The sequence below is a fragment of the Amycolatopsis sp. NPDC114478 genome (assembly GCF_055633805.1).
The window spans coordinates 58,493-73,840 of sequence record NZ_JBVKDO010000001.1; the positions used below are offsets into that span (position 1 = coordinate 58,493).

The 15,348-nt window shown below is 71.8% G+C and carries 12 protein-coding genes; 3 read left to right on the forward strand and 9 right to left on the reverse strand.

Going from position 1 to position 15,348, the window contains the following annotated elements:
• Positions 1–295: 295 nt before the first annotated feature.
• From ACZ7OH_RS00295 to ACZ7OH_RS00320, 6 genes are read right to left on the reverse strand one after another with little or no spacing between them, the layout of a single operon-like run.
• Entirely contained in the window at positions 296–1,633 is a 1,338-nt protein-coding gene (locus ACZ7OH_RS00295) for an MFS transporter (RefSeq protein WP_470278870.1), read from the reverse strand.
• A gap of 30 nt (positions 1,634–1,663) precedes the next feature.
• The gene (locus tag ACZ7OH_RS00300) at positions 1,664–2,896 is read right to left on the reverse strand and encodes a xanthine dehydrogenase family Fe-S subunit (RefSeq protein ID WP_470278871.1); all 1,233 of its coding nucleotides are present in this window, start codon (positions 2,894–2,896) and stop codon (positions 1,664–1,666) included.
• A complete protein-coding gene (locus ACZ7OH_RS00305; RefSeq protein ID WP_470278872.1) occupies positions 2,893–3,810 on the reverse strand; it encodes an FAD binding domain-containing protein in 918 nt (305 codons plus the stop codon). The genes ACZ7OH_RS00300 and ACZ7OH_RS00305 overlap by 4 nt, the downstream gene beginning before the upstream one ends.
• A gap of 9 nt (positions 3,811–3,819) precedes the next feature.
• Positions 3,820–4,599, reverse strand: a complete 780-nt coding sequence (locus tag ACZ7OH_RS00310) for an enoyl-CoA hydratase/isomerase family protein (RefSeq protein ID WP_470278873.1) — start codon at positions 4,597–4,599, stop codon at positions 3,820–3,822.
• A gap of 2 nt (positions 4,600–4,601) precedes the next feature.
• The gene (locus tag ACZ7OH_RS00315) at positions 4,602–7,040 is read right to left on the reverse strand and encodes a xanthine dehydrogenase family protein molybdopterin-binding subunit (RefSeq protein ID WP_470278874.1); all 2,439 of its coding nucleotides are present in this window, start codon (positions 7,038–7,040) and stop codon (positions 4,602–4,604) included.
• Positions 7,041–7,045: 5 nt separating this feature from the next.
• Positions 7,046–8,599 carry a class I adenylate-forming enzyme family protein gene (locus tag ACZ7OH_RS00320; RefSeq protein ID WP_470278875.1) on the reverse strand — a complete coding sequence of 518 codons (1,554 nt, stop codon included), beginning with the start codon at positions 8,597–8,599 and terminating at the stop codon, positions 7,046–7,048.
• 101 nt (positions 8,600–8,700) lie between these two features.
• Between ACZ7OH_RS00320 and ACZ7OH_RS00325 the strand changes: the two genes are divergently transcribed.
• Positions 8,701–9,273, forward strand: coding sequence for a PadR family transcriptional regulator (locus tag ACZ7OH_RS00325; protein ID WP_400908473.1), 573 nt, complete (start codon positions 8,701–8,703; stop codon positions 9,271–9,273).
• 88 nt (positions 9,274–9,361) lie between these two features.
• On the opposite strand, the gene ACZ7OH_RS00330 is transcribed toward ACZ7OH_RS00325, so the two are convergent.
• On the reverse strand, positions 9,362–10,315 hold the full coding sequence (locus tag ACZ7OH_RS00330) for an NADP-dependent oxidoreductase (protein WP_470279552.1): 954 nt from the start codon (positions 10,313–10,315) through the stop codon (positions 9,362–9,364).
• Positions 10,316–10,469: 154 nt separating this feature from the next.
• On the opposite strand from ACZ7OH_RS00330, the gene ACZ7OH_RS00335 reads away from it, so the two are divergent.
• Entirely contained in the window at positions 10,470–10,877 is a 408-nt protein-coding gene (locus tag ACZ7OH_RS00335) for a winged helix-turn-helix transcriptional regulator (protein WP_470278876.1), read from the forward strand.
• 67 nt (positions 10,878–10,944) lie between these two features.
• Here the strand turns inward: ACZ7OH_RS00335 and ACZ7OH_RS00340 are convergent, their stop codons facing one another.
• Positions 10,945–11,808, reverse strand: a complete 864-nt coding sequence (locus ACZ7OH_RS00340; RefSeq protein ID WP_470278877.1) for a LysR family transcriptional regulator — start codon at positions 11,806–11,808, stop codon at positions 10,945–10,947.
• Positions 11,809–11,907: 99 nt separating this feature from the next.
• On the opposite strand from ACZ7OH_RS00340, the gene ACZ7OH_RS00345 reads away from it, so the two are divergent.
• Positions 11,908–12,750, forward strand: coding sequence for a TIGR03620 family F420-dependent LLM class oxidoreductase (locus ACZ7OH_RS00345; protein ID WP_470278878.1), 843 nt, complete (start codon positions 11,908–11,910; stop codon positions 12,748–12,750).
• A gap of 70 nt (positions 12,751–12,820) precedes the next feature.
• Here the strand turns inward: ACZ7OH_RS00345 and ACZ7OH_RS00350 are convergent, their stop codons facing one another.
• Entirely contained in the window at positions 12,821–15,268 is a 2,448-nt protein-coding gene (locus tag ACZ7OH_RS00350; RefSeq protein ID WP_470278879.1) for a glycoside hydrolase family 3 N-terminal domain-containing protein, read from the reverse strand.
• Positions 15,269–15,348 lie beyond the last annotated feature (80 nt).

Sequence of the window (15,348 nt, forward strand, 5' to 3'; positions counted from 1 at the left end):
CGGGCAGCGAGCTGTGCGCCGGTCAGCAGGTGGGGGGTGGCGAGCGGGCGGGTGCCCCGGGTGATCGGCCCGCTGAGCACGATCCGCGCCAAGTCGGCGATCACCTGGCACTTCGCGCAGCCGGAGTCGCTCACGTCGAGCCGCGCCGCGGCGGCCCCGGTCGAGGCGATGGCTTCGGGGAAGCCGCGGTTTCCGCCGCGGCACAAAACGCAAGGCAGCTCGGGCACGGGGATGTGCCCGAGCTGCCCTCCGCGGCGCCGTGCAACAGCCTGCCGCCGGAACCGACCCGCCGCCGTCAGGCGTGGGTGGCGTCGTCGGCGACGGTGCGCGTGCCTCGGTCGCGGTCGCGGTCCAGCGCGCCCCGGGTTTCCGGGCCGGCCAGCAGCGCGATGACGAACACCACAGCCGCTCCCACCAAGAAGATCGCCAGCCGCGAAGGGACGTCCGACAGCTGCGGGCTGAGGAGGCTGACCAGCGTCGGCATCAAGCCGCCGAGCATGAAGCCGAGGTTCCAGCTCACCGCCGTGCCCCGGGCGCGCAGCTCGGTCGGGTACTGCTCGTTGAGGAAGATCATCAGCGGCGCATACGCGGCGTTCGACAGCATCACCATGACCACGCACAGCAGCGCCACGACCGCGCCTCGACCACTCCCGGCGGCGGCGATGCCCCAGGTGAGCAGCGGCAACGCGACGAGGTTGCCCACGCCGAACCCGAGCATGGTCCGGCGGCGGCCGAGCCGTTCGCTCAGGTGGCCCGCGGCGATCGCGGCCCCGATCACCAGGATGCTGCTGACCAGCAGGATGGTGCCGCGCCGGCCGGCCGGGACCCCGACCACCTCGCTGAGCAGCGTGGGCAGGTACCCCGACGTCAGGTAGTACTGCGCACCACCACCGGCGGCCACCGCGATGTTGCGGGCGAGGATCTTCTTGCCCCGGCCGCGGACCAGCTCCCGGAACGCCACCGGCGCGCGCCGTTTCGCTTGGAACTCCGGGGATTCTTCGACCTTGCGCAGCACGAACAGGCTCAGCAACGCGCTGAGCAAGCCGCAGAAGAACAGCACCCGCCAGCCCCACTGGTCGAACGCCGGGCCGGGGAAGATCGCCGTGACCACGATGTACGCCACGCTGGCCAGCGCCGCACCGAGACCCGCTCCGCCGGCCCCGATCAGCCCGCTCATCAGGCCGCGCCAGCGCGCGCCGATGCTCTCCGTGCCGAGCGTGTGCGTGGTCGCAGTGACGCCGCCGACGAACAGTCCCTGCGCGACGCGCAGCGCCAGGAACAGGATCGGCGCGAGCACGCCCACCGCGGCGTGCGACGGGACCAGCCCCATCGCGGCCGTGGTGACGCCGACGCCGCCCATCACGAGCACCATGGTTCCCTTGCGTCCCTTGCGGTCCGCCAGCTCGCCGAAGATCGCGGCGCCCGCCGGGCGCATCACGACGGTGACCGCGAACGAGCCGAACACCGCGGCGATGCCCAGGGTCGGGCTGGTGCTGGGGAAGATGTTCTTGCTGATCGGTCCGGCCACGTAGAGCAGCAGGAACAGGTCGAACAGGTCGAAGGACCAGCCGGCGACGGAAGCGAATACCGCGGCACGAGGCGACTTTGACCGTGGTGCGATATCGGGTGCCAAGGTTTTCCCCTTACGGGATAGGGACCGGGATCAGCGGGACTTCCGGCGCGGACGGCGCAGGACGGCCCGGATCCGGTCGATCAGCGGAGCGAACAGGAGTTTCAGCGCGCTCGGCGCCTTGACCGGGCCGCTGGGCGCCTGCCCGGACGTCGCGGCTTCGCGCAGCGCGTCCGCGAACTGCTCGAACATGCGCCGGCTCACGTCCCCGGCCAGCGCCCGGCCGAACTGCGCGATGCGGCCGGTGAGGTACACCTTCGCTTCGGCTCGCATCGCGGTGCCGGTGGCCGTGGCTTCGGTGCGCAGCACGATGTCGGCCTGGGTCTGCGCGCCACCGGTGTCCTGCCCCTGCGCGAGCACGCGCAGGCGCTGACCGGCGCGGTCGTGCTCGACGACGTGCGCGACGCCCTTGAAGGCGAGCTTGATCGGGCCGACCGACACGCGCGCGCGGCCGGCGTAGTGGTCCTCGCCCAGGTCTTCGGTGAGCTCCGCGCCGGGCAGGCAGCGGGCGAGCAGCGAGACGTCGTCGAACACGCGCCACACCGCGTCCACCGGCACGCCGATCTCGGTCGTGATGTCGACGGCGATCGTCGGATCCCCGTCCGGCAGCACGATGTCGATCCGGCGGGTGTCCTCGGTGTGCTCGGCGGCCTCGCGGCCGTCGGTGCTGCCACCCGCCTGACCGGTGGCCCGGCCGACGAGCGCCCGGTGCGCGCAGTTGCCCGGGCCGGGAAGGCCGTCGGGGTACGCCTCGTGCGTTTCCTTGACGGCGGTGAGGATGTTGCGGTAGCCGGTGCAGCGGCAGATGACCCCGGACAGTTCTTCGGGCAGTTCCTCCGAGGTCACCTCGGGCTTGTTGCTCAGCAGGTCGTAGGAGCTCATCAAGAAGCCCGGAGTGCAGAAACCGCACTGCAGCGCGTGGTTGCGGCCGAAGGCCTCCTGCAGCGGGTGCAGGTCGTCCGGCCGGCCGAGGCCCTCGACGGTGACGATGTCCGTCCCGTCGAGCTGGACCGCGAACAGCAGGCAGGCCCGGGCCGCCTCGCCGTCCACGAGCACCGTGCACATCCCGCACACGCCGTGCTCGCAGCCCACGTGCGTGCCGGTGAGCCCGAGGTGGTCCCGCAGCGCGTCGGCGAGCGTGACCCGCGCGGGCAGGCTGAGCACGGCGGGCGTGCCGTTCACCGTCATCCTGACCTCGACGAGGTCGTCCACCGCGGCCTTCACGGCCCGCGGCTTTCCGTTCTGTGCCACCACTTCGGTCGTCACGAGTCCACCTCACCGGCGCTCCGGCGAGCGCGCTCGTATGCCTTGCCCAGTTCCCGGACCGCCAGCGTGCGGAACAGCCGGCGGCGGTAGTCGCGCGACGCGTGGGCGTCGCCTTCGGTGTCGACGAGCTCCTCCGCCACCGCGGTGAGCGGGTCGGACAGCGCGCTCGCCAGACGGCTCACGTCGCCGCCGCTCTCGCTCAGCGCGGCGGCCAGCTCGCCCCGGACCGAGCGCGTGACCGGCCGGTCGGACACGCCGAACCCGGTCAGCTCCGCTTCGATCGCGGTGGTGGATTCCGGGCCGCGCACCCGGACCCGGGCGACGACCCCGGCGAGCGCGAAGTCGCCGTGCCGGCGCGCGATTTCGGCGAACCCGAAACCCTCGCCCGTCCCGGCGGCCGGGAACCGCACCGCGGTCAGGATGTCGTCGGCCCCGAGCGCGGTCGTCATCGCGCCGGAGAAGAACTCCCGCGCCGGCACCCGGCGGGCGCCGCCGGGTCCGGTCACGGTCAGTTCGGCGTTCAGGCAGCACGCCACGGCCGGCAGCTCGGCGGCCGGGTCGGCGTGCGCGAGGCTGCCGCACACGGTGCCGCGGCTGCGCAGCTCCCGGTGGCCGACCCACGGCAAGGCCATGCCCAGCAAGGGAACCGCGGCAGCGGCCGGGTCCCGCTCGACCCGGCGCTGGCGCACCGTGGCGCCGATCTCCAGGTACCCGCCCGCGGCGCCGATCCGGTCGAGCTCCGCGACGGAGTTGATGTCCACCAGGGTTTCCGGGCGGGCGAGCCGCATGGCCAGTACCGGCACCAGCGACTGCCCACCGGCGATGACCTTGCCGCCGCCGCCCGCGCCCGCCAGTTCGGCGATCGCGTCGGGCAGACTCGACGGCCGGACGTAAGCGAACGGTGCGGCCTTCATGGTTTCACCTCACCGGCCCTGGAACTTCGGCGCGCGCTTGTCGGCGAACGCGGCGACGCCCTCGGCGAAGTCCTTGCTGGAGCGCAGCATCGAGTACGCCTTGCGCTCCAGCTCGATCCCGGAGTACAGCGGCGCGTCGATGCCCTTGTCGAGCACCTCCTTGGCGGTGCGGGCGGCCAGCGGGGAGAACCCGAGCAGCACGCCGACGATCCGCTCCACCTCGGCGTCCAGCGCGGCGCGGTCTTCGACCACGTTCGCCACCAGGCCCCAGTCGCCGGCCTGCTGCGCGTTGATCCGCGACGCGGTCATCACGTGGTACTTCGCACGGGACAGGCCGATCAGCCGGGCGAGGCGCTGCGTGCCGCCGGAGCCGGGGATCATGCCCAGCCGCATCTCCGGCAACGCGAACTCGGCACGCTTGGTCGCCACCCGGATGTCGGTGGACAGCGCGAGTTCGAGCCCGACGCCGAAGCAGTAGCCGTCGACCGCGGTGATCACCGGCTTGGGGCTGCGTGCCGCGGCGGTGACGTTCTGTCCCAGGTCGGTGAAGTCGATCGGGTCGACCTCCATGAACCCGGCGATGTCGCCGCCGGAGGAGAAGTGCTCCCCTTCCGCCTGGACGACGACGACCTTGATCTCGTCGTCGGCGTCGATCTCGGCGAACCGGTCGGCCAGCACCTGGCGGGTCTCCCAGGTGATGATGTTGTACTTGCCGTGATCGAGGGTCAGGTAGGCGACCCGGCCTTCGTGGCCGCGGTCGAGCCTGATCTCGCCTCCGGTGAGTGCCATCGTCAGTGGTTCCTTTCGTCTTCCGGGGTGCTGCCGGTCAGCAGCTCGTGGAGCACGTTTCCGTGCAGGGGCAGGCTGGTGACGTCGACGCCGGCCGGGGCGAGCGCGTCCGCGACCGCGTTGGCGATCGCGACCGGCAGGCTCATGCAGCTGCCTTCGCCACAGCCCTTCGCGCCGAGCCGGGTCAGCGGTGACGGCGTTTCCAGGTGGTCGCTGTTCAGCTCGAACGTGGTTTCGGCGGTGGTCGGGCACAGGTAGTCCATGAAGGTGGCGGTGGGCTGCCCGGCGTCGGTGTAGCGCATCTCCTCGAACAGCGCGCCGCCCAGTGCGTGCGCGAGCGCGCCGTGCACCTGGCCTTCGAGCAGGGTCGGATTGAGGATCGTGCCGGCGTCGTGCACGGTGACCACCTGCTCGAGCTTCACCTCGCGGGTCTCCGGGTCGATCCGGACGACGGCCAGTTCGGCCACGAAGCCGTAGCAGAGGCTCGAGTTGATCTGGTCCGAGCGGCTGGCCGCCTTCGACTGCGGCGGGGTGAACGCGGCCTCCTCGTACAGACGGGCGGAAGTGCCTTCCGGCAGCGCGCCGGGGTCCCAGTGCACCAGCCCGGCCGCGTGCTTGAACGAGACCGCCCGGCTCGGCTCGGCGCGCAGCCGGATCCGGCCCTCGTGGAGTTCCACTTCCTCGGCCTCGACGCCGAGCAGGGTGGCACCGGCGACCTTGATCGTCTCCGCGAGCTTTTCCGCGGCTTCGACCAGTGCGCTGGTCAGCAGCGGCGCGAACCGCGAGGAGTAGCTGCCCGAGCTGATCGTCCACGGCGTGGTGGCGGTGTCCATCTCGACGAGCGGGCGCACCTGGTCCAGCGGCAGGCCGAGCTGGTCGGCGACCACCTGCTGGGCGACGGTGGCGTGGCCCTGGCCCTGCGGCACGGTGCCCAGCAGCACCGAGACCAGCCCGTTGGGGTCGACGCTGATCCGGACGTGCTCGGTGGAGCCGGACTTGCCGCGCCCGGACGCCCGCTGCTCGGCCGGGGTGGCCAGGCCGACGTAGCCGATGTTGGTCGCGGACGGGTCGACGATGGTGGCCACGCCCAGGCCGAAGTACTCGCCCCGCGCCCGCGCTTCCCGCTGCTTTTCGCGCAGCGCCTGGTAGTTCGCGTTCTTCACGACCAGGTCCAGCGCACGGTCGTAGTCGCCGGAGTCGTAGATGCCGCCGGTCGGGGTGGCGTACGGGAAGTCTTCGTGGCGCACGAAGTTCCGCTTGCGCAGCTCGACCGGGTCCAGCCCGCAGGTCTCGGCGACCTTGTCCATCAGCCGTTCCAGGCCGAAGTACAGCTGCTGGCCGCCGAAGCCGCGGTTGAGGCCGGTGGGCGTCTTGTTCGTGACCACGGCCCGCGAGCGGATCTCGACGGCGTCGATCTTGTAGGCGCCGGTGATGTTGCCGAAGCAGCGGTAGAGCGTGCTGGGTTCCGGCGGCCGCAGGTAGGCACCCACGTTGTCCACCAGGTCCGCGCGCAGCGCCTGCACCGTGCCGTCGGCCGAGACGGCGGCCTCGAACCACATCGCCCGGTCCGAGCCGGCCGAGCTGGCCAGCAGGTGCTCGATGCGGTCCTCGGTCCAGCGCACCGGCCGGCCCGCGTGCTTGCTGGCCAGCGCCATCAGCGCGACGTAGGGGTAGATGCCCGCCTTGATGCCGAAGCTGCCGCCGTTGTCGGCCGGGATCATCAGCCGGATCCGCGACGTCGGCAGGCCGAACGCGCCGGCCAGCACCGCGACCATGGAGAACGGGCCGTGGAAGTTCGCCCACGCCTGGATGGCCGGGCCGTCCCCTTCGTCCTGCCACTCGGCGACGACCGAGTAGCACTCCATCGGCGTGGACGAGTAGCGCGGGAAGTCGTACTTGCCCTTCACCACGTGATCCGCCCGGGCGAACACGCCGTCCACGTCACCGAAGCTGAAGGTCCGGTCGGTCGCGACGTTGCCGTCCGCGTCCTCGTGCAGCCGCGGCGCGTCCGGCAGCAGCGCCTTCTCCACGTCGACCACCGGCGGCAGCGGCTCGTAGTCGATCTCGACGAGCTCCGCGGCGTCCTCGGCCAGGTACCGGTCGTTGGCGACGACCACCGCGACCGGTTCGCCGACGAAGCGCACCTTGTCCGTCGCCGTCGGGTAGTACGGCATGGGTGCCTTGAGCGCCAAGGGGAACGGGCGCAGGGTCGCCTTGACCTCCTCGGGGCCGATCACCGCGGCGACGCCGGGGTGCCGGCGGGCCCGCTCGAGGTCGACGCTCCGGATCCGGGCGTGCGGGTGCGGGCTGCGCACCACGGCCGCGGTCAGCGTGCCCGGCAACGGGTCCAGGTCGTCGAGGAACCGGCCGCGGCCGGTGAGCAGCGCGGGGTCTTCGATCCGCGCGGTCCTCCTGGCCGGCTTGTCGGCGACTGCGGTCATGCGGCTCACCTGCCTGCTTCTGCGGCGCTGTCGGACAGCGCGCGGTAGTTTCCGGAGCTCAGTTCGCGGCGCAGGATCTTGCCCACGCCGGACTTGGGGATGGTGTCGACGGCGACGAACCGCTTGGGGCGCTTCAACGACGGCAGCCCGGACTGCTCGCGGACGAAGGCCTCCAGCACCGCCGTCGCGTGCTCGGGTGTCATGCCTTCGGCGGGGACGAAGAACGCGGTGGCGGCCTGGCCCCACCGGTCGTCGGCCATGCCGACCACGACCACCTCGCGCACCGCGGCGCAGCGGATCAGCGCGTCCTCGATCTCGTCGGGGTAGATGTTCTCGCCGCCGGAGTTGATCATGTCGTCGACCCGGCCGGCGACCCAGAGGTCCCCGTCCTCGTCGGCGCTCGCCAGGTCGCCGGGGAAGTACCAGCCGTCGCGGATGGACTTGGCGTTGGCGTCCGCCCGGTGCCAGTACCCGGCGAACGCCTCGGGACTGGCCATCGAGATGGCGATCTGGCCCTGCTCCCCCGGCCGCACCTCGGCGTCCGGCGGGGCGGCGGGATCCGGGTCCACCAGCCGGACCCGGGAGAAGATCCCGGCGCGGCCCGCCGACCCCGGCTTCGCGAGCACGTCCGGGCCGATGGTGAAGGTGTAGATCTCGGTGCTGCCGAAGTGGTTGACGAAGGACTCCGGGTCCAGCGCGCCGGCGAGCTGCTCGGCCAGCGCCGGGGTCATCGACGAGCCCGCGTAGGCCAGCCGGCGCACGGTCCGCGCCTCGGCGAGCCGGCCGGTGCGCACCAGCGACCAGTAGATCGTCGGCACCAGGTACAGCGAGCCGATCCCCTCCGCGGTGATCAGTTCCAGGGCCTCGTCCGCGTCGAACTTCACCTGCGGCACCCAGGTTCCCGCGCCGACCAGGGTGGCCAGCAGGGTGCGCAGCCCCATGGTGTGGAACAGCGGCATCACGCCGAGGGTGGCGTCGAAGCGGGACTGTCCACTTTGGATCAGGTGCGCGATCGCCGCGTGGTGCTCGGCGGAGTGCGTGCGCGGCACGCCCTTCGGTTTTCCGGTGGTGCCCGACGTGTAGAGCATCACACTGATGTCCGTGTCGGCCACCCGGACGTCCGGGGCGCCGCTCGGCTGCCGCAATGCCAGGCGCTCGATGGTGTCCTCGTCCGGCGGCCCGGAGGCGATCCGCGGCACCGGGGGCAGGCCGGCCATTGCTTCGTCCGCGAGAGCCTCGGTCGAAGCGTCGGTGATCACCAGGGCGGGCAAGGCGTCGGCGACGCAGTAGGCGAGCTCGGGAGGCGCGAACCGGTACGACAGCGGCACCGAGACCGCGCCGAGCTTCTGCGCGGCCAGGTGCAGGCTGGCCAGGGGTTCGCCGCCGGCCAGCGACAGGACCACCCGGTCGCGGGGCCGGACGCCGAGCTCGGCCAGGGCCCGGGCCAGGCGATCGGTGTGCGCGTCCCAGTCGGCGTAGGTCATGGGACGTGCGCCACCCACCGCGCGGCGCCGGGGATAACGCTCCGCCGTCCAGCGCAGAACCGTGCCCAGATCCATGACCGTCCCTCCATCGCGACAGTGGCCGACCGCCTGTACCTAACAGTACGATACAGACCATCTGTTTCGGATGGTTGCGAACCTACGATATGGTTCGGAGCATGTCAACGGTTCGGTTGTCGACGACGTCGTACGTGGTGCTCGGGATGATCGCCCTGCGCGGGCCGTCCACGTCCTACGACCTCAAGCGCGCGATCGGCCGGTCGGTGGGGTACTTCTGGAACTTCCCGCACGCGCAGCTGTATTCGGAGCCCAAGCGGCTCGAGGAGGCCGGCCTCCTGGAGCTCGACGAGGAGGACTCCGGCCGCCGGCGCAAGACGTTCTCGATCACCGAAGCCGGCCGCAAGGTGCTGCGCGACTGGGTCGCCGAGCCGGTGAACGAGCACTTCGAGCTGCGCGACGTGGCGGAGATCAAGCTCTTCTTCAGCGAGCTGGCCGGCCCGGACGACGTCGCGCGGCTCGCGAAGGGGCAGGTCGAGCAGCACGAGCGCCGGATCGCCGAGTACGAGGAGATGCAGCGCCGCTTCGGTCACATCGAAGAGGTGGCCGGCCGGATGATCACCCTGGAACTCGGGCTGGGCATGGAGTACGCGGCCCTCGAGTTCTGGCGCGGCGTGTGCGACCGCGCCGCCCGCGGCGACTTCGAGATCGGAAAGCACTCGCTCCAGGAATAGCCCGCGAGGAACCCGGCGAGGTGGTGCACCACCGGACCAGGGCCTCGAGCGGTTCGTGCTCGGCGGCCAACGCCGCCGCGCGGTCGGCTCAGGACGCGACGCGCAGGACGAGCTTGCCGCAGGTGCGGTTGGACTCGCCGCGGGTGTGCGCCTCGGCGACCTGCTCGAGCGGGAACACCTCTTCGACCTCCACCACGACCTCGCCGGAGTCGATCAGCGCGCCGATGGTGGTGAGCGCGGGGCCGTCCGGCTCGACCAGGAACGGGGACACCCGCACGCCCTTCGCCTCGGCCGCGGCGGCCAGCTCGGGCGACACCCCGGCCGGGACGGCGACCAGCAGCCCACCCGGGCGCAGCACGTCCAGCGACCGCGTGCTGGTGTTGTCGTGGTGGTCGCCGACCAGGTCGAGCACGACGTCGACGTCGGAGACCGCGTCCTCGAACCGGACGCCTGCGTAGTCGATCAGCTCGTCCGCGCCGAGCTTGGTCAGCCAGTCGTGGCCGCCGGCCCGCGCGGTACCGAGCACGTGGGCGCCGAGGTGCTTGGCGAACTGGACCGCCAGGTGCCCGACCCCGCCGGCGGCCGCGTGCACCAGCACGCGCTGCCCCTGCCGGACGTGCGCGGTGTCCACCAAGGCCTGCCACGCGGTGAGCGCGGCGAGCGGCACCGCCGCGGCTTGCTCGTGGCCGACACTCGAGGGCTTGCGGGCGAACTGCCGCGCCGGTGCGGTGACGTATTCGGCGTAGCCGCCGGCCGCGCGAGGGAACCAGGGCATGCCGTAGACCTCGTCCCCTTCCCGCAGGGTCGTGACACCGAAGCCGACCTTCTCCACCACACCGGAGACGTCCCAGCCCAGGATGAACGGCGGCGCACCGAGCACGCCGGCCATTCCGGCCCCGGCCCGCGTCTTCCAGTCCACCGGGTTGATGCCGGCCGCGTGCACCTTCACCCGGACTTCGGTGGGCAACGGTTCCGGGCGGGCTACTTGCTGCACCGAAAGCACGTCGGGACCGCCGAGGGCGTGCTGGATGACGGCGCGCATCGATGTGTCGGACACTGGTTCTCTCCTCGGATCAGCTACCGGGAAAGAGCACGAGGTGATCTTTCCCTTGACCCGGACAACGTAGGTCCGGGGATATGGTTACCCGCAAGGGCTACAACTTCCCAATGGGAAGTATCGAGGTGAGAGGCTTGCCATGACCACCGTCTGCCTGACGGGACAGCATTCCGACCACGACGTCTACGCGGCGCAGTGCCCGTGCCGGGCGATGCTGGACCTGCTGGCGAACAAGTGGTCCGCGTTGGCCATCGGCGCGCTCGAGGACGGTCCGCAGCGGTTCGGCCGGCTCCAGCGGCACCTGCAGGGAGTCAGCCCGAAGGTCCTGACCCAGACCTTGCGGCGCCTGGAGGAGTCCGGCCTGGTCGATCGCACCGTCTACCCCGCCGTGCCACCCCACGTCGAATACTCGCTCACCGACCTCGGGCGCAGCGCGGCCGTGCCCCTGGGCATGCTGCGCAGCTGGGTCGAAGACAACATCGACAACGCTGTCCGCGCCGGCGCGTCAACGGCATCCCGCGTCGGCGAGAACACCGCGCAAGACTGAACGCACCACGGCCCGGACGAATCCACTGTGGACTCCACGCCGGGTCCGGGTGGCACGAAATTGTCCCTTATGGACGGTCCCGGAAGGCCGCCACCGCGCATTCGGCCGCGCTGCCCGCGTCTTCGGCGGCGACGACGACGCCGGCGATCGTGATCGCCGGTTCGAGCGGGATCGCCCGGACGCGGGTCGAGTGGATCTCGGCGACCTGGTCGGCGGGCAGCACCGTCCAGCTTCGGGAGTCCGAGCCGACTTCGACGATCGTGTCCTGGAGTGTGCCCGTCGGCCGGCCTGCCGGCGGGCACAGGCCGGTGTCGCGCAGCGCCAGGACCACCGCGTCGTACAACGCCGGGTCGTGCTCCCGGGCGGGCAGGCGCAGCATGTCGCCGGCCAGCTCGGCCAGGCCGACGGCACCGCCGTCGGCGGCCGGGTGGTGCTTGGACACCACCGCCAGCAAGTTCTCCTCCCAGGCCGGCAACACCGTCAGCCCGGCTACGGTGCCCACGCCGCGCGTCAGCGCCAAGTCGAGGTCACCCTGCCGCAGAGCGTTGAGCCGGGCCTCGACCGGCAGGTCGACCAGCACCACGTCGAACTCCGGCGCCCGCTCGCGCAGGGCGTCGATACCGCGTTCCAGACGGGCGGTCAGGCCGGCGGCGGTGCCGATGCGCACCGTCGTCGGGACCTGCTTCGCCGCAATCTGCACCTGGCCGGCCGCGGCGAGCGTGCTGCGCGCCGCGTCGAGCACGCGCTGCCCGGCCGCGGTGAGCCGGACCCGGCGGGGCGACCGGTCGAGCAGCCGGACCCCGAGCTCCCGCTCCAGCCGGGCGATCTGCTGGCTGACCGCGGGCTGGGCGACGTGCAGCCGCTCGGCGGCCCGCCCGAAGTGCAGCTCGTCGGCGACGGCGACGAAATAGCGCAGCGCCCGCAGCTCCATGCTTCCCGCCCCAGTCCGGATCGACGATAAGGTCAGCTTATCGCAGCACGTAGTGGTTGCCGCTGGTTCGCGTCGCCGTCCGGTGTTGTAGTCGTGATCATGACCATCGAACTCGGGCCGCTCGGCGCCTACCTGACCGCTGCCGGGGCGACCGCGACGGACGCCGTCGCGCTGGAGGAAGCCGGCTACGGCGCGATCTGGCTGGCGGCGTCGCCGGCCGCCGATCTCCTCACGGCGGAGCGGCTGCTCGACGCCACCAGCCGGATCGTGGTGGGCACCAGCGTGCTCAACGTGTGGCAGGCCGACGCGGGAACCGTCGCGGACTCCTACCACCGGATCGCGGGCAAGCACCCCGATCGCCTGCTCATCGGCATCGGCGCCGGCCACCGGGAAGTCGATACCGGGTACACGTCGCCGGTGGCGAAGATCGCCGGCTACCTGGACACCCTGACCGCCGCCGGCGTCCCCGCCGAGCGCGTGCTGCTGGCCGCACTCGGTCCCAAGATGCTCCGGCTGGCCGCCGAGCGCGCCGCGGGCACACTCACGCTCCAGGTGACGCCCGAACACACCAGCCGCGCCCGGGAGGCCCTGGGACCGGCCAAGCTGGTGGTGCCCGGCCACGGCGTGCTGCTGGACACCGACGCCGAACGGGCCCGGGAGGCCGCCCGGGCCGGCGTGCGCCCCATGCTCGGGATCGCCAACTACGCCAACAACCTCCGGCGAATCGGCTACACCGACCACGACCTCACCGAGCCGTTCAGCGACCGGTTGATCGACGCGCTCGTGCTCCACGGCGACGCGACGGCCATCGTGGCGGGCATCCGCGCGGAGATCGCGGCGGGGGCGAACCACGTGGGCCTGCACGCGATGGGTGCGGATCCGATCGGTGACCTGCGCGCGATCGCGACGGCAGCGCGTGACCTGGAAGCGTTGCGGGCGTAGCGATTCGGCCACTGCCCGGAACAGCAATGCGGGGCGACGCGCCGGCGTCGCCCCGCATTACGTCATCGCGCTACTGGATCGCGAACGGCGCCGACACGTCCACCGCGTACGGCGTCGTGCCGTTCTTGTCCAGCTGCAGCACATACCCGCCCGGCACCACGGCGGGCGGGCCGGACGCGTTGATGTCCGGCGCGCTTTCGGCCAGCGTGGCCGCCGGGAAGGACACGCGCACCACCTGGGACCGGCCCGGGTCGAGCGTCACCCGCGCGAAGCCGACCAGCCGTTGCGGCGGGACGACCACCGGGCTCACCGGCTGGGCCACGTACACCGGCACGATGTCGGTGCCGCTGCGGGTTCCGGTGTTGGTGACCGTGAACGTCGCGGTGGCCGTGCCGTCACGCGCGACCTTCGGCGTCACCGCCAGGTTCGTGTGGGTGAACGTCGTGTACGACAGGCCGTACCCGAACGGGAACTGCGGGTTGTACGCGTTGCCCGCACCGGACGCGGTGCTGGGCAGCTGGTCGAAGAACTTCGGCTGGTCCCCCAGCGGGGACGGGGCCGTGCCGGCGAAGTCGGCGCCGACGGCCGGCGCGTCGGACGGCCAGCTGATCGGCAGCTTGCCCGCGGGGTTCGCCTTGCCGAACAGCACATCCGCCACCGCCGTGCCGGCTTCCGTGCTGCCCTGGTACGCCATCAGCACCGCGTTCGCCTTCTCCGCCGGGCCCAGCCCGACCGGCCGGCCCGCGACGACCACGACGATCACCGGCTTTCCGGTCGCCTCCAGAGCCGAGATGAGGGCCTGCTGGTCGGGCGCCAGGGCCGGAGCGGGGTTGTCGCCCAGCCCTTCCGCGTAGGCCTTCTCCCCCACCACCGCCACGTAGGCACTGGTGCCCGCCGCGGCCGCGACCGCGCTGGCCTGGTCCGGCGCGTAGACCGCGCCCGGATCCGCGGCCCGGATGCCGTTCAGCACGGTGGTGCCCGGCGGAATCTGGTTGTCGGGGCCCATGCAGCACACGTGCCCGGCACCCGCCACGCCCTGCCAGCTCACGCTCCAGCCGCCGAGCTGGTTGGTCATCGAGTCCGCGCTCGGGCCGGTCACCACGACCTTCGCGCCGGCCGGCAAGGGCAGCGCGTTGTTCTCGTTGCGCAGCAGGGTGATCGACTCCCGCGCGGCCTTCGCCGTCTGGTCGCGGCCCGCGGTGACGGCGGCGTTGGCGGCGTTCGCGTCGACGCACGGTTTCGCCGGGTCGGCCACGCACGGCTGGTCGAACAGGCCGAGCTGGAACTTCAGCGTGAGGATGCGGCGCACGGCCTGGTCGATCCGCGCGTGCGAGATCTTGCCCGTGTCGACGGCCTGCAGGATCGCGGTCTGCCACCCCGCCGGGTCGGAGACCTGCATGCTCATGTCGACGCCCGCGTTCACGGCGGCGGCGATGGCACCCGAAAGGTCCGGCGCGATGTGGTAGGCGGTCTGCAACGCAGTGACGTCCTGGTAGTCGCTGATCACGACACCCTGGAAGCGCAGCTGGTCGCGCAGCACGTCGGTCAGCAGGTAGTGCGACGAGGTGGCGGGAACACCGTTGATCGAACCGGAGTCGACCATCACCGTCCCGGCGCCCGCGTCGATCCCGGCCGCGTACGACGGCAGGATCGTCGTCTGGAGGTAGTTCATGGGGAGCAGTGCCTCGGCCCGGTCGTGGCCGTTGACCGACTGCGAGTAGCCGGCGAAGTGCTTGACCGTCGCGCTGACGTTCAGCTCACCGCGCTTGGCGGGCGTCTGCATGCCCTTGATGTTCGCGGCGCCCATCGCGCCCGCCAGGGCCGGCTGCTCGGCCCACGTCTCGTAGGTGCGGCCCCACCGGTTGTCGCGCGCGATGTCCTGGACCGGCGCGAAGTCCCAGTTCCAGCCGGTGGCGCGCAGGGCGTCCGCGGTCGCCTTGCCGCCGGCCTGGGCGAGCGCGGGGTCCCAGGTGGCGCCCATGCCGATGGACTGCGGGTACAGCGGCGCCTGCCACGGGTGGCCGAAGCCGTGCACCGCGTCGACGCCGAACACCACCGGCAGGTGCAGGCGCGAGTTCTTGATCGCGAACTGCTGGATGATGTTGTACTCGTTCGCCCAGTCGTAGCCGGTGTTGCCCACGCCGCCCTTGCCCGTGGTGTCGACCGGGTTGTCGGTACCGCCCGCGAGGACCGAGCCGACGTGGGCGTCGACCAGGATTTTCCGCATGCACTCGGGATTGGGCAGGTTGAAACCGTTGTTGCCGCACGTCGCGCTGTTCGCGTCGGTCAGCGTGCCGACCAGCTGCTGGTCCATCTGGCCGACCTTCTCGGGCAGCGTCATCGCGTGCAGCAGCGCCTCCACCCGCGCCGGCACCGGGCGATGGGTGTCCAGCCAGGGCGCGGCGCCCAGGTCGATGGCGGCACTGCTACTGGCGGTGAACGCGGGAACCGCGAGTAGAGCCGCCGCCGCGAACACCGTGACGGTGGCGCGGGTACTGCGTCTGTGGTTGCGGAACACCTGACCTCCTTCAGCCGTGGTCGGTACGGACCGGCCGCATTGGGGCGAGCGCACCCTAGGCACCTTCCGCCTGGGCTGTA